Origin of the sequence: Virgisporangium ochraceum (assembly GCF_016863655.1) — a bacterium.
Classification (GTDB): domain Bacteria; phylum Actinomycetota; class Actinomycetes; order Mycobacteriales; family Micromonosporaceae; genus Virgisporangium; species Virgisporangium ochraceum.
On record NZ_BOPH01000001.1, the window covers coordinates 80121 to 94440 of the forward strand.

Annotated in this window: 14 protein-coding genes and 1 pseudogene; 4 read left to right on the forward strand and 11 right to left on the reverse strand. The window is 71.0% G+C overall.

What is annotated here, in order from left to right:
• Position 1: 1 nt before the first annotated feature.
• Positions 2 to 700 (forward strand): TetR/AcrR family transcriptional regulator, encoded by a 699-nt coding sequence (locus tag Voc01_RS00355; RefSeq protein WP_203925163.1) that lies wholly within the window; start codon positions 2 to 4, stop codon positions 698 to 700.
• Here the strand turns inward: Voc01_RS00355 and Voc01_RS00360 are convergent.
• Positions 669 to 2219 carry a Rieske 2Fe-2S domain-containing protein gene (locus Voc01_RS00360; protein WP_203925324.1) on the reverse strand — a complete coding sequence of 517 codons (1551 nt, stop codon included), beginning with the start codon at positions 2217 to 2219 and terminating at the stop codon, positions 669 to 671. The two genes, Voc01_RS00355 and Voc01_RS00360, sit on opposite strands and share 32 nt — an antisense overlap.
• Positions 2220 to 2344: 125 nt before the next feature.
• On the opposite strand from Voc01_RS00360, the gene Voc01_RS00365 reads away from it, so the two are divergent.
• Complete coding sequence (locus Voc01_RS00365) at positions 2345 to 2566, forward strand: DUF2631 domain-containing protein (protein WP_239159820.1); 222 nt, start codon at positions 2345 to 2347, stop codon at positions 2564 to 2566.
• On the opposite strand, the gene Voc01_RS00370 is transcribed toward Voc01_RS00365, so the two are convergent.
• The 9 genes from Voc01_RS00370 to Voc01_RS00410 form a co-directional block, all read right to left on the reverse strand.
• Positions 2563 to 4671, reverse strand: coding sequence for a glycosyltransferase family protein (locus Voc01_RS00370; protein ID WP_203925164.1), 2109 nt, complete (start codon positions 4669 to 4671; stop codon positions 2563 to 2565). The two genes, Voc01_RS00365 and Voc01_RS00370, sit on opposite strands and share 4 nt — an antisense overlap.
• Positions 4672 to 4700: 29 nt before the next feature.
• Positions 4701 to 6152 carry a DivIVA domain-containing protein gene (locus Voc01_RS00375; RefSeq protein WP_203925165.1) on the reverse strand — a complete coding sequence of 484 codons (1452 nt, stop codon included), beginning with the start codon at positions 6150 to 6152 and terminating at the stop codon, positions 4701 to 4703.
• Positions 6153 to 6366: 214 nt separating this feature from the next.
• The gene (gene rlmN, locus Voc01_RS00380; RefSeq protein WP_203925166.1) at positions 6367 to 7491 is read right to left on the reverse strand and encodes a dual-specificity RNA methyltransferase RlmN; all 1125 of its coding nucleotides are present in this window, start codon (positions 7489 to 7491) and stop codon (positions 6367 to 6369) included.
• Positions 7492 to 7572: 81 nt separating this feature from the next.
• Positions 7573 to 8592: a phosphatidate cytidylyltransferase gene (locus Voc01_RS00385; protein ID WP_203925167.1), complete on the reverse strand. Its 1020-nt coding sequence runs from the start codon at positions 8590 to 8592 to the stop codon at positions 7573 to 7575.
• Positions 8592 to 9149 (reverse strand): ribosome recycling factor, encoded by a 558-nt coding sequence (gene frr, locus Voc01_RS00390; protein WP_203925168.1) that lies wholly within the window; start codon positions 9147 to 9149, stop codon positions 8592 to 8594. Before frr ends, Voc01_RS00385 begins: the two co-directional genes overlap by 1 nt.
• A 62-nt stretch (positions 9150 to 9211) precedes the next feature.
• The gene (gene pyrH / locus Voc01_RS00395) at positions 9212 to 9940 is read right to left on the reverse strand and encodes a UMP kinase (protein ID WP_203925169.1); all 729 of its coding nucleotides are present in this window, start codon (positions 9938 to 9940) and stop codon (positions 9212 to 9214) included.
• An 82-nt stretch (positions 9941 to 10022) separates the two neighbouring features.
• Positions 10023 to 10850 carry a translation elongation factor Ts gene (gene tsf / locus Voc01_RS00400; RefSeq protein ID WP_203925170.1) on the reverse strand — a complete coding sequence of 276 codons (828 nt, stop codon included), beginning with the start codon at positions 10848 to 10850 and terminating at the stop codon, positions 10023 to 10025.
• Positions 10851 to 10876: 26 nt separating this feature from the next.
• On the reverse strand, positions 10877 to 11698 hold the full coding sequence (gene rpsB, locus Voc01_RS00405; protein WP_203925171.1) for a 30S ribosomal protein S2: 822 nt from the start codon (positions 11696 to 11698) through the stop codon (positions 10877 to 10879).
• Between the two features lie 263 nt (positions 11699 to 11961).
• Positions 11962 to 12813, reverse strand: coding sequence for a hypothetical protein (locus Voc01_RS00410; RefSeq protein ID WP_203925172.1), 852 nt, complete (start codon positions 12811 to 12813; stop codon positions 11962 to 11964).
• Positions 12814 to 12873: 60 nt separating this feature from the next.
• On the opposite strand from Voc01_RS00410, the gene Voc01_RS00415 reads away from it, so the two are divergent.
• Positions 12874 to 14034 carry a pyridoxal phosphate-dependent aminotransferase gene (locus Voc01_RS00415; RefSeq protein WP_203925173.1) on the forward strand — a complete coding sequence of 387 codons (1161 nt, stop codon included), beginning with the start codon at positions 12874 to 12876 and terminating at the stop codon, positions 14032 to 14034.
• Between the two features lie 3 nt (positions 14035 to 14037).
• Entirely contained in the window at positions 14038 to 14226 is a 189-nt protein-coding gene (locus Voc01_RS00420) for a hypothetical protein (protein ID WP_203925174.1), read from the forward strand.
• On the opposite strand, the pseudogene Voc01_RS54540 reads toward Voc01_RS00420, so the two are convergent.
• Positions 14173 to 14319 (reverse strand): annotated as a pseudogene (locus Voc01_RS54540) (hypothetical protein); the annotation flags it as partial. The gene Voc01_RS00420 and the pseudogene Voc01_RS54540 overlap by 54 nt on opposite strands.
• Position 14320: the final 1 nt, after the last annotated feature.

A 14320-nucleotide genomic window follows, 5' to 3' on the forward strand; every position in this document is an offset into this window, starting at 1 on the left:
CGTGACTACTACTGTTTCCTCACGGCGCGACCGTCTCCGGGCGGCCACGCTGACCGAGATCATCGAGACGGCGCGGCGGCTGCTCGTCGCCGAGGGGCAGTCCGGGGTCACGCTGCGGGCGATCAGCCGGGAGATGGGCATGACGGCGCCCGCCCTCTACCGCTACTTCGACAGCCTCGACCGACTGCTGGAGCGGCTGTGCGTGTCGCTGTTCGACGAGTGCATCGACCACATCCGCTCCTGCATGGCGGGGGTCGACGGGCCGGCCGAGCGCCTGGGGGTGGCCTGCCGGGAGTTCCGGCGCTGGTCGCTCGACCACCGCGCCGAGTTCACGCTGATGTTCGCCAGCCCGGCCGACGCAGTCGCCCAGCACCGCCCGGAGGGCGAGGTCCACGCGGCCGGGATGCGCTTCTGCGCGGTGTTCCTGACCCTCTTCAACGAGATCCACCCGTTCGCGGCGCCGGCCGACGACGAGCTGCCCGGCGAGCTACGCGAGCAGCTCGAGGCGTTCAAGGCGACCGTCGACACGCCGCTGTCGGTGGGCGCGCTGCAGGTCTACCTGTCGCACTGGATCAGGCTGTACGGGATGGTGGCGCTGGAGGTGTTCGGGCACCTGGGCTTCGCCCTGTCCGACGCCGAGTCGATGTTCGAGACCGAGCTGGCCTCGGTCAAGCGGAGTCTGCGGTCTTCGACGCCCTGATCGTGTGACCGACGCTGGTGAGGCAGCGGCCGCTGGCCAGGTCGAACTTCCAGCCGTGCAGCTGGCAGGTGAGCACGCCGCCGTCGACCATGCCGAACCGGGTCAGGTCGGCCTTGAGGTGCGGGCAGCGGCGCTGCACGGTCCAGTCGCCGATCGTGATGTCCTCGGCGTCGGTGGCGCGCTGGTGCTCGTCGTACCAGCCCTCCGAGTACTGCAGCCGCTCCTCGGACAGGCACTTGAAGAACGAGTAGATGAACTCGTTGTACTGGCCGATCCGCGCGGCGGAGAACCGGCACGACAGGAACAGCGAGTTGACCCAGTCGATCTCCTCGATGAAGAGCAGGTGCTCGACGAGCATGCGCTGCGTCCGGAACCGGTAGCGCACCTTCTCGTCGCCGGAGGCGCGCCGCACCTCCTTGTTCGGGAAGTCGATCAGCACCTCCTCGACGGTCTCGCCGTCGTACCCGACCAGGTCGAACCGCACCGGGCCGCCGATGCCCTTGGCCATGTAGATCGACTCTTCGAGCAGCGGCTCGATGCGCCGCTTCATCTCCTTGAGCACATCGATCTCGGGGTGCTTCCAGGTCTCCTTCTGCGCCTCGATCACCGGCCGCATGCGGGCCTGGTAGTCGCGCAGGTGCGCTTCCTTGTTCGCGAAGAACTCGTCCACAGGCGTGGGATGTTCGGTTTCGCAGCTGTCGGTGGTGAGCGTCGACACGCTGCCCGGCAGCAGCACCACCCCGTTGGTGCCGCCGACCTTGGCGTACTCGCGGATGAACACGCTCTGGTCGGGGAAGATGTTGCCCTCGTCGCCGTGGATGTCGTTGAACTGCCACAGCTCGTCGTCGAGGAAGCACGGCGGTCCGGCGATCGGGAACACGTACGACGCCTTGAGGTCGTCGATGTAGCGCCAGGTGCGGTCGAACTGCCGGTCGCGCTTCTGCTTGCCGAACGCGGTCTTCGCGTTGGCCGGCAGCTCGTAGACCATCGGGTACCAGATCGCGCCGGAGAACTGCAGCATGTGCGCGTGCACGTGGCCGAGCTCGGCGAAGACGTCGAGGTCACTGGGCCGGGCGTCGTTCTGGTTCAGGATCCGGATGCCGTCGTACTCGACCCACAGCGACGAGTCACCGATCGGGCCGTCGTTGGGCGCGATGAGCGACTGGATCATGAACTTGAGACCGCCGTCGAGCTCCTGGACCTCGTTGCTCACGGTCTCGATGAACTTCGTGAATCCGAGGTCCTCCAGCTCGTCACGCAGCTGCGAGGTCGGGTAGTTCGGCAGCAGGACCGTGGCCTTCTTGCTGATGAAGTTCTTCAGGTGCTGAGCGTCGAAGTGGTCGCGGTGCAGGTGCGACACGAACAGGTAGTCGCAGTTGCCGAGCGTCTCCCAGTCGAGCTGGGAGTTGTCGGGAAACGGGAACCACGAGGCGAAGTACGCCGGGTTGACCCACGGGTCGCACAGAATGCTGCCCGCCGGCGTCTGGATGTGCATGCTCGCGTGCCCGGTGCCCGTGATCTGTACCGAAGACATTCCCTGATCCCTCCCGAACCGCCTCAGCCGACGCTACAACAAGGGGTCCCGGCTCCTTCCGGCCGGCGCCATGACAGACTTTGTGCAGGCGAACACACGAAGGAGTCGACGTGGCGGGCGACGAACCGGTTACCTCCCCCGATCAGCACAAGCCGGCCCAGATGAAGGCGCTGCGCGTCGGTGCTGTCGTCACCGCGGTCATCCTGCTGCTCATGACGATGGGGAACCACACCGGCAAGGTCGAGGACATCTTCCTGGTCCTCTCGGCCGGCGCCCTGATCCTCATGCTGATCGTCGACTCGGTGCTGCGCCGCAACGGCCTGCGCTCCTAGGTCTTCGGCGGCAGGCCGTACGACACGGTCTCGTCCGACCAGAACGTCCACGACGCGTGGATGTACTGGTAACAGAACCAGGTCGGCCCGGCGCACACCATCGCGTCGACGTCCTCCCACGTCGCCGGCTTCAGCTTCGACGGCTCCGACGACTGCATCGAGCGCAGCACCGGCGCGTCGAGCATGTAGTAGAACGGGTACTCCCAGCCGTCGACGGTCGACACCAGCCCCACCCGCCGCGGGTTGCGGGCGTTCACGTCGGCGGCGGCCTTCCGGTAGCTCGCCAGCCACTCCGGCCGCATCGCGAACCGCGCCGACAGGTCGTCGCGCACGAACACCGATCCGCCGCCGACCAGCCGCCGCGGATGGCCGTACACCGCCGAGAGCATGCCGGCACACGTCGCCACCACGAGAAGCGCGGCCACCGCCGGGCGCAGGCTCCTTTTCGGTGACCGCGTGAGCGCGGCCTGTCGCTCGAAGACCGAGCCCAGCCACGCCCCCGCGAGCGGCGCACCGACCACGACGATGAACAGGAGCAGCCGGTTGCCCCACGGCTGCCACTTGAACGCCACCGCGTAGCCGAGCGCGGCCACGGCGATCGCCGCCGAGTACACCAGCAGCCGCCGGTCGCCGCCCGGACGCCACCCCCGCACGGCCGCCAGCGCGACCCCGACGCCGATGAGCAGCGCGTGCAGCGGGAGCGCCGCCTTGTCCTCGCTCGGGTACCACGACTCGTCCGGGAACGTCTGCTCGAAGAACGTGGTCTTCGGGTCGTTCGGGTCGCGGCCCAGCGCCTCGGCCAGGTCGACGATCCGCGCGGCGACCCACCGGTTGACCGGCGGCACCGGGATCTCCAGCGCCGTGTGCGCCTGGCGCAGCCCGTTGATCAGCAGGCTGGCCGGGTCGTGCCGCTGCATGGTGAGCGTCTCGCGCATGTTGGGCGGCCCGAGCGGATGCCCGAACGTCTCGATCATGCGGGCGAACTGCGGCCCGCTGATCACCCCGGCGACGGCGATGATCCCGACGGCCGCGAGGGCCACCCGGGCGAGGCCGGCGGTACGCCGCCGCACCGATCGACCACCCGCTCCGGCTTCCCCTGCCGGCAGGGCTTCCTCGGACAGCTGGGTTGCCTCGGGCGGCCACCAGACCCGTCGGGCCTGGGCCAGCGTCCACCAGACCAGGAACGGGCCGGCCAGCAGGCCGCCGGTCGCCTTGGTCAGCGTCACCAGGCCGGTCGCCGCACCCAGCAGGAGCACGGTCGCCAGGTCGGGCCGGCGCAGCGGCACCCGGCCGACCCCGTCGAGCGCCAGCGTCGCCACACACGCCACCCACGCGGCCACGGCCAGGTCGGTCTGCGTGCTCGACGCCTGGAGCACCATCATCGGCACCGAACCGGCCACGAGCGCGGCGAGCAGCTGCCCGCGGCGGCCGACGCCGAGCTGGGCGGCGAGCCGGGTCACCAGCAGCAGGCACAGCACCCCGGCCGACCACTGCAGCAGGTTGTACAGCGTGTCGACGCCGGTGAGCAGCCGCAGGTGCAGCAGCAGGAACTCGGCGCCGGGCGGGTAGGTGATCTGGCGACGCACCCCGGTGGGGAACAGGTCGACGCTGCCGCGCTGGGCCCACTGCTCGATCCGGGGCAGGTGGTAGGTCTGCGAGTCGTAGGTGTTCGGCGGCGAGAACAGGGCCAGCACCAGCTCCGCCGCCACGAGCACCACGATCGCGGCGAGGACCACCCGCTCGAACCCGGGCAGCCCGCGGAGGCGGTCACGCAGGTCCGCCACCCACCGCGCCACCACGTCCCGGGCGCCACCGGTACGGGGGCTCGGGCTGTGCCCGTCTCCCCGGCCCTTGCGGAACCACGCGCCGACGCCCGCGGCCGCGACCGCCGCGACCCAGACGGCGACGACCCCGCCGGTGGTGAGCCGGCCGACGGCCGACAGCCCTTCGACGGTGAGCACGCCGAACGTGCCGACGAGCACGGACGCGCGGGCGACCGCGAGCCGGCGCGGGGCACGGGCGGGGGTGACCGGCCGCACGGCGTAGACCGTCAACGCGAAGGTGACGAGCGGCAGTGCGACCAGCCCGAACCGGACTGGTGTCATGGCGTGTTGAGGGGCCTTCGGGGTCGGGGTCAGCGACGCCGGGACAGTATGTCGCGTGCCTCCTTCAGCGCCGCATCGACCTCCGCCTCGAAGTAGCCGCCGGGCACGAGCTCGAACCGGTTCGGGGCGAGCTCGGCCTCGCTGTTGGGCAGCGGACCACGCCCGGCCAGCCCCATGATCAGCCCTTCGAAGAGCTGGTCGACCTGGGCACGGTCGTAACCACTGCCGAAGCGGCGCAACTGGAAGGTGCGACGCAGCTGGTCGAGGCGCTGGGCGTCACCGGAGAGCGCGGGACCGGTGGGGCCGCCGTACCCCGGCGGCGGACCGCCGAAGCCCGGGCCGGGCCCACCGGGACCGGGACCACCCGGGCCGGGTCCGGGGCCACCGGGACCACCGGGTCCGGGAGGGCCACCGCTGACCGGCGGGCCGTAGGGGCCGCCGCTGACGGGGGGACCACCGCTCACGGGCGGGCCGTACGGACCGCCGCTGACCGGCGGGCCGTAGCCGGCGGGACCGCTGACCGGCGGGCCGCCGCTCACCGGCGGGCCACCGTACCCACGGCCGGGACCGCGACCGGGTGGCGGGCCGTCGGGACCGCCCGGACCACCCGGACCGCGCGGGCCGGGACCGCCAGGGCCGCCGGGACCGGGTCCGCTCGGGCCACCGAAGCCGCCCATCGGGTCGGGACCGGGGCGACCCGGTGCTCCGCCGAAGGTGGCGTCGCCCATGCGGATCTCGGCCGTCATGTCGGCGCGGGCGCGGCGCCCGGGCTCGTACTGGTCGGCGGGACGGGCGCCGGTCGGTTCGTCGTAGGGCGGGTAGCCGCCGTCGCGGGGGCCCATCGCGGCACCCGGGGGGCGCTGCGGCAGCGACGGTCCGGGCGGGGGCATCCGGTCGGGCGGACCCATGCGATCCGGCGGACCCATCCGGTCCGGCGGACCCATCCGATCGGGCGGGGGCATCCGGTCGGGCGGACCCATGCGATCCGGCGGACCCATCCGGTCCGGGGGTCCCATCCGGTCCGGCGGACCCATCCGGTCGGGCGGGCCCATCGGCGCCGGCCGGTCGGGGAGGCCGCCCATGGGGCCGGGACCGGGACCGAGCCGCTCCGGCGGTCCCATCCGCTCGGCGGGGCCCATGCGGTCGGGCGGGCCCATCCGGTCGACGGCGCCGACCCGCTCGGGAGCCGGGCCGCGCTCGAGCATCGGCTGGCGGCCGTCGGGACGCGAGTATCCGCCCCGCTCCTCCATCTCGGCGAGCTGGCGCTCGACCCGGTCGAGGTGCAGATCGACCTGCCACTCGTCATATCCACCGAAACGAACCCGGAAGACGACATCGTGGACTTCCTGGGCAGCCACCGACGCGCCGATCGGGTCACCCGCGAGTGTCGCCTCGACCCGGTCGAGGAACGAGTCGACCTCGTCGACCTTGTACCCACGTCGCAGCGCCCGCCGCCGGAACCGCTGGCCCTGACTCGTCACTGTTCCTCCTGGTTCGCGCCCCGCCGCCGGGCCACCCACAGGGTGGTACCCGGACGCCGGTTCTCCGCACCGTTCACTGTGCCACCTCCACCTGGGAGAGACACGGCTCTAGCCACGTTCGCGGCGCGGACCCAGTGTGAAGTCACGACGCTCGTCCTCCCTGCGCGGGAAGAACGAGGCCCGCGACATGATCGCCTCCGCGACGCCCCGGTGATCATGTCGCCTCCGCGGAGGCGGCCAGCTGCCCGCACGCACCGTCGATCTCGCGGCCCCTGGTGTCGCGCACCGTGGTGGTGACGCCCGCTGCCCGCAGCCTACGGGCGAACTCCCGCTCGACGTCTTTCGGGCTCGCGTCCCACCGGCTACCCGGGGTCGGGTTGAGCGGGATGAGGTTCACATGTGCCAGCCGCCCGGACAGGAGCCGGCCCAGGAGGTCGGCACGCCACGGGTGGTCGTTCACGTCCCTGATCATCGCGTACTCGATGGAAACGCGCCGCCCCGTCTGACGGGCGTACGCGTCGGCCGCGTCGAGGACCTCGGCGACCTTCCAGCGCTGGTTCACGGGCACCAGCTCGTCGCGCAGCTCGTCGTCGGGGGCGTGCAGGGAGACGGCGAGCGTCACCTGCAGCTTCTCCTCGGCGAGGCGGTGGATCGCGGGCACCAGCCCGACCGTCGACACCGTGATGTGCCGCTGGGAGAGGCCGAGGCCGTCGGGAGCCGGGTCGGTGAGACGCCGGATCGCGTCGCGCACCCGGTTGTAGTTGGCCAGCGGCTCGCCCATGCCCATGAAAACGACCCGGGACAGCCGGTCGGGGCACCCAGGGAGTGCGCCGCGGGCCGCTTCGCCGGCGAACCACACCACCTGGTCGACGATCTCGGCCGTCGAGAGGTTCCGGGTGAGCCCGGCCTGGCCGGTGGCGCAGAACGGGCAGGCCATCCCGCAGCCGGCCTGGCTGGAAATGCACACCGTCACGCGATCGGGGTACCCCATCAGCACGCTTTCCACGAGCGCGCCGTCGTGCAGCCGCCACAGCGTCTTCCGGGTGGCACCGCCGTCGCAGGCCTGCTCGGTAACCGGCGTGAGCAGCGTCGGCAGCAGGTCGTTCGCGAGCTTCTCGCGGCTGGCGGCCGGCAGGTCGGTCATCGCCGCCGGGTCGCGCACGAGGCGGCCGAAGTAGTGCGCCGACAGCTGTCCGGCCCGGAACTCACGCTCGCCGAGAGCGGCCACCGCCGAACGGCGGCCGGCGGAGTCGAGATCGGCGAGGTGACGCGGTGGCGCTGGCCGCCGCGTGGGCTTGTCTGGGGACGTTCGGACCGGTGTGAGGCGCAGCAAAGTCATAACGGCTCCCAGTGTCCCACGACCGGCCGCCTACGTATTTATCGCGCTGCGTACATGGGGTGCGATCCGGGCGTCCGGGTGTCACCCCGGCGGAACGAGGTTGGTCAACACCGCGTACGCCACCGGCGCCGCGAGGAGGATCGAGTCGAGGCGATCCATCAGGCCGCCATGCCCCGGGAGCAGGGTACTCATGTCCTTGACCCCGAGGTCACGCTTCAGGAGCGACTCGGCGAGGTCACCGAGCGTCGATGCGCCGGCCACCGCGACGCCGAACACGATGCCCCAGTACCAGTGCCCGTCGAGCATGAACCGCACCAGCAGCGCGCCGCCGACGGCCGCCGTGAGCACCGAGCCCCCGAAGCCCTCCCAGGACTTGCTGGGGCTCACCGTCGGCGCGAGCTTGTGCCGGCCGAGGAAGACCCCGAACCCGTAGCCACCGGTGTCGGACATCACCACGGCGGCGATCATCGCCAGCACCCGCAGGTGGCCGTCGCCCGGCTCCAGCAGCAGCACCACGAACCCGCCGAGGAACGGCACGTAGGCCGCGATGAGCAGCCCGGTGACGACGTCGCGCTGGTAGTTTTTCGGACCGCCGGCCAGCCGCCACCCGAGCACGGCCACTGCCGTGCCCAGCAGGCCGAACGGCAGCCACCCGGCGCCGCCGTACCAGGTGATCACGGCCATCGTCGCGCCACCCACCAGCAACGGGACCATCGGCGGCCGGATCTTCGCGGTGTTGACCGCGCGGACCATCTCCCACGTGCCGACCACGATCGCGACGACGATGATCACGTAGAAGGCGGGCTTGTACAGCAGCAGCGACAGCAGCACCAGGCCGCCGAGCGCCACCCCGACGCCGATCGCGGCGGGGAGGTTCCGACCGGCCCGGCCCTTGCGTTGCGCCGGACCGACGTGCACGGGCCCGCCGTCGACCCCGACCGGCAGCGGCTCCTTCTCCGGCACCGGGGTCGCGAACAGGTCGTCCTGCGCGGAGCGCGGGTGGCCGTTCACACGTGTCCCGCCGCCCTCCACGTCGAGGGGCGGCGGGTCGTCTGTGTTGGTCGCCGCTCGTGGTTCGGGGGTGGGGTCGGATCGGGCCATCAGACCTCGAGGAGCTCGGCTTCCTTGTGCTTGAGGATCTCGTCGACGTTCGCGACGTACCGGTGGGTGACGTCGTCGAGTTCCTTCTCGGCGCGGCGCCCGTCGTCCTCGCCCGCCTCGCCGTCCTTGACGATCTTGTCGATGTCGCTCTTGGCGTGGCGGCGCACGTTGCGGATGGCGACCTTGGCCTCCTCCGCCTTGTGCCGTGCGACCTTGACCATGTCGCGCCGTCGCTCCTCGGTCATCTGCGGCAGGTGGATGCGGAGCTGAGTACCCTCGTTGTTCGGGTTCACACCCAGATCGGAGTCGCGGATCGCCCGCTCCATGGCGGCGAGCTGGGAGGCGTCGTACGGCTTGACGATCACCATCCGGGGCTCCGGGATGCCGATCGAGGCCATCTGCGGCAGCGGCGTGGGGGTGCCGTAGTAGTCGATCAGGATCTTGCTGAACATCGCCGGAGTGGCCCGACCGGTGCGGATCGCGGCGAACTCCTCCTTGGCGTGCTCGACCGCCCGCTCCATCTTCTCCTCGGCCTCGAGAAGAGTGTCATCGATCACCGGGCTCGTCGCCTCCTTCGGTCTTCTGTGGTACACGCGGTGCGTCGGGGCTCAATTTACGCTCAGCCCGCGGTGATCAGGGTTCCGATCTTCTCACCGCCGACGGCGCGGACGATCGTGTCGGCGCCCTCCGCGGCGAACACCACCATCGGCAGCTTGTTCTCCTGGCAGAGGCTGAACGCGGCGGCGTCGGCCACCCGCAACCCCTGGCGCAGCGCATCGGCGAACGTCACCGTGTCGAGCTTGCGCGCGGTCGGGTCGATGCGCGGGTCGGCGGTGTAGACGCCGTCGACGCCGTTCTTGCTCATCAGCACCACGTCGGCGTGGATCTCCAGCGCCCGCTGGGCGGCCACGGTGTCGGTGGAGAAGAACGGCATGCCGGCCCCGGCTCCGAAGATCACCACCCGGCCCTTCTCCAGGTGCCGGATCGCCCGCCGCGGGATGTACGGCTCGGCGACCTGGGCCATGTGGATCGCCGTCTGCACCCGCGTGTCGATGCCTTCCTTCTCCAGGAAGTCCTGCAGCGCGAGGCAGTTCATCACCGTGCCGAGCATGCCCATGTAGTCGGCCCGGGCGCGGTCCATGCCGGATGCCTGCAGTTCGACGCCCCGGAAGAAGTTGCCACCCCCGACGACGACGGCCACCTGCGAACCCCGGCGCACCGCCGTGGCGATCTGCTTCGCCGCCGCCTGCACGACGACAGGGTCGACACCCACGGCGCCGCCCCCGAACACCTCGCCGGAGAGTTTCAGTACCACCCGACGGCGGCCGGTCACGGCGTCAGCGGTCATCAGGTCCCCCCTAGCTCTTGCAACATCAACTGGCTACGGGAAGGGGGCCGCGCGACTGCGCGACCCCCTTCTCCACAGACACTCAGGCCTGGCCGACCTCGAAGCGGACGAACTTCGTCACCGTGATGCCGGCCTCGTCGAGGACCTTCTGCACGGTCTTCTTCTGGTCGGTCACCGACGGCTGCTCCAGCAGGACGAAGTCCTTGAAGAAGGCGCCCACCCGACCCTCGACGATCCGCGGGATCGCCTGCTCGGGCTTGCCCTCCTCGCGGGCGGTCTGCTCGGCGATGCGCCGCTCCGACTCGACCGTCTCGGCGGGCACCTCGTCTCGGGTCAGGAACCGCGGACGCATGGCCGCGATCTGCATACCCACGGCGCGCGCGTCGGCGTCGCTGGCCTCGTCGCCCTTGCCGGTGTACTCGACCAGCACGCCGACCTGCGGCGGCAGCTGCGGGTCCTTGCGGTGCAAGTAGACCGCGGCGGTGCCGTCGACGGTGCCGAACCGGTTGATCACGATCTTCTCGCCGATGCGGGCCGACTCGCCGTCGACGATCTCGGCGACGGTGCGGCCGTCGAGCGTCGAGGCGCTCAGCGTGGCCACGTCGGCCGGCTTGGTGGCGTCGACGTGCTCGACCAGCTTCTGCGCGAGCGCGATGAAGTCGGCGTTCTTGGCCACGAAGTCGGTCTCGCAGTTGAGCTCCAGCAGCGCGCTGCCGGCGTGGGCGACGAGCCCGTTCGCGGCGGTGCGGCCGGCCCGCTTGTTGACATCCTTCGCACCCTTGATGCGCAGGATCTCGACGGCCTTGTCGAAGTCGCCCTCGGCCTCGGTGAGGGCCTTCTTGCAGTCCATCATCCCGGCGCCGGTGAGGTCGCGGAGCCGCTTGACGTCAGCGGCGGTGAAGTTGCTCATGACTCTCTCTCGATTGTCTGTGAGATCTAGGAGGCGGCCGGGGCGGGCTCTTCGTTCTTCTTGCCTTCGAGAAGCTCGCGCTCCCACTCGGCCAGCGGCTCGTCGGCGGCGACCGTGCCGGGCTCCGGCTTCTCGTCGGCTCCACCGGCGCGCGAGTTCCGGCCGGAGCGGGCGATCAGCCCGTCGGCCACCGCGTCGGCGACGACCCGGGTGAGCAGGGCCGCGGCGCGGATCGCGTCGTCGTTGCCGGGGATCGGGAAGTCGACCTCGTCGGGGTCGCAGTTGGTGTCGAGGACCGCGATCACCGGGATGCCCAGCTTGCGCGCCTCGTCGACCGCGATGTGCTCCTTCTTGGTGTCGACCACCCAGATGGCGGCCGGGAGCTTCTGCATGTCGCGCAGGCCGCCGAGGGTGCGGCTCAGCTTGTCGCGCTCGCGGCTGAGCTGCAGGGTCTCCTTCTTGGTGTAGCCCTGCGCGGTGCCGGTGAGGTCGATGCCCTCCAGCTCCTTGAGCCGCTGCAGCCGCTTGTACACCGTCTGGAAGTTCGTGAGCATGCCGCCGAGCCAGCGGTGGTTCACGTACGGCTGGCCGACCCGCATGGCCTGGGTCGCGACGGCCTCCTGGGCCTGCTTCTTGGTGCCGACGAACAGGATGTGACCACCCTCCGCGACGGTGCCGCGGATGTAGTCGTACGCCTTCTCGATGTAGTCGAGCGTCTGGCGCAGGTCGATGATGTAGATGCCGTTACGCTCGGTGAAGATGAAGCGCTTCATCTTCGGGTTCCACCGCCGGGTCTGGTGCCCGAAGTGGACACCGTTCTCCAGCAGTTCGCGCATGGACACTGCCATGGTCGTGGCCCTCTTTCGCCCTGGTTGTCGCGGATGACCGGGTGGCACCCGCCCTAGCGCCCGGTCGTCGGCCGCGCTCAACCCGGTGTGATCTTCAACCCGGGACCAGGGCGACCGCCGCCTCCTGTGTCGATCAGCTCCCGACCGGAGCCCTGCGAGATCGGAGGAGGGCGCGCGAGGTCGACCACCTGGGGTGGTCGCCGGGGGCAAGTGTACTCCCCGTCGTTTCCGGGCCTCCCCCGCCCAGTCGAGGAGGGCTTTCCTCAGGTTGCGAGCGCGGCGAGAAGGAAGAGCAGAACTCCGAGGGGCACGTAGATCAGCGGCTGCTTGAGCCACGCCGACAGCTTCTCCGGGACCGGTCCGCCCCCGAGCGTCCCGTACAGCCCGTACGCGAACACCGGGATGCCCAGGACCAGGAACGTGCCCGCCACCACCCCGTTGGCCGGCACGTGGTCGGCGAGCGTCGCCGAGGCGAGCAGCCGCAGCGCCGGGATCTCGAACAGCACGGTCAGCGCGATGAGCGTCACCAGCACCACCGGGTTGCGGCTGCGGTAGACCGACGGACCGGCCGGCTGCCGTGGCGGCGGGACCGTGTGCACGGCGGCCGTCGGCGCACCCAGCGGACCCGGCGCGGGGTTCGCCGCCGGCGGGTAGAGCGCCTGCTCGGCGGGCGGGTACGGCGGCGGCTCGGCCGGCGGCGGGTACAGCGACTGCTCGGCGGCGGCCGGGTACGACGGCTGCTCGGCCGCGGCCGGGTACGACGGCTGCCCGGCCGCGGCCGGGTAGAGCGGCTGCTCCGGTCCGCCTCCGTAGGCGGGCGGAGGCGGGTAGGCGGCCGGCGGCGTGCTCACCGGCGGCCGGCGCATGGATCCGACGTCGATCGCCTCCGTGGTGCGCCGCTGCGCCTCGGACGGCTCGGGACCCGGTGCCGGCGGGGCCGACGACGGCTCGAACGCGCCGGTGTACTCCGCCTCGGCGGCACGGTAGGACCCGTCACCGTCGGCGGGCCGGTAGGACCCGTCGCCATCGGCGGCGCCGTGCCGGCCGCGGTTCCAGTCGCCGCCCTCGAACCAGCGTTGGTCGCCATCGCCCGGAAAGTTCCGTTGTGGGTCCACGGAATCGCACCGTAGGGCAGGAGCGGAGGCACCGCCAGATGGCGGCTTAGGCTGATTCCCATGACAGACCCCCTGGTGGCCCGGATGCGCCCCTTCGGCACCACGATCTTCGCCGAAATGTCCGCTCTGGCCGTCCGCACGGGATCGATCAACCTCGGTCAGGGCTTTCCCGACACCGACGGCCCGCCGGAGATGCTGGAAGCCGCCGTGGAGGCCCTGCGCGGTGGCCGTAACCAGTACCCGCCCGGCCCCGGCGTCCCCGAGCTGCGCGCGGCGGTCTCCGCCCACCAGAAGGCCCACTGGGGTCTCGACTACGACCCCGACAGCGAGATCGTCATTACCGCCGGCGCCACCGAGGCGATCGCGGCCGCGATCCTCGCCCTGTGCGAGGCGGGCGACGAGGTCGTCTGCTTCGAGCCGTACTACGACTCGTACGCGGCGTCGATCGCGCTGGCCGGCGCCGTGCGGCGTCCGGTCACCCTGCGACCCGACGGCGACGGCTACGCCTTCGACGAGGCGCAACTGCGCGCGGCCTTCGGCCCCCGCACCAGGCTGGTGCTGCTGAACTCGCCGCACAACCCGACCGGCAAGGTGTTCAGCCGCGAGGAGCTCACGCTGATCGCGGAGCTGTGCCAGGAGTTCGGCGCGGTCGCGGTCACCGACGAGGTGTACGAACATCTGGTCTACGACGGCCTCGCGCACGTTCCGATCGCGACACTGCCGGGCATGCGTGAGCGCACCGTCCAGATCTCGTCGGCCGGCAAGACGTTCTCGTGCACGGGCTGGAAGGTCGGCTGGGCGTGCGGGCCCGCGTCGTTGGTCTCGGCCGTGCTGCGGGTCAAGCAGTTCCTCACGTATGTGAACGCGGGGCCGCTGCAACCGGCGGTCGCGGTCGCGCTGGGGTTGGGCTCCTCTTATGTGGACCGCGTGCGCGCGTCCCTCGAGTCGAAGCGCGACCGGTTGTGCGCCGGGCTGTCCTCCGCGGGGTTCACGGTGCTCAAGCCCGGCGGAACGTACTTCGTCACCGTCGCGCTGGACTCCTCCACCGACGGGGTGGAGTACTGCCGGTCGCTACCCGAGCGGTGCGGGGTCGTGGCCGTTCCCACCCAGGTCTTCTACGACAACGTCGACCAGGGGCGGCACCTGATCCGGTTCGCCTTCTGCAAGCGCGACGACGTCCTCGACGAGGCGGTCCGCCGGCTTCAGCTCCTCGAACGCTAGGACGTGCATGCCTTCCAGCTCCTCGATGAGGTCGACGAGGCAGGCCTCGAGCACCGGTCCCTGTATCGCCACCACGAACTCGTCGGTGGCGTGCGCACCGTCGCGGCCGAGGATCCGCACCTCGCGGATGTCGACGCCGAGGCGGCCGAGAAGGGTGGTGACCTTGCCGAGCGAGCCGGGCCGGTCAGGTAGGCGTACCAGGAGCCGTCGCACCAACATCCGGTAAGCCTGGACAATCGTCATTTCCCGGACGTTACGGCGGGATGTTGATTGCCCTCTGATCATC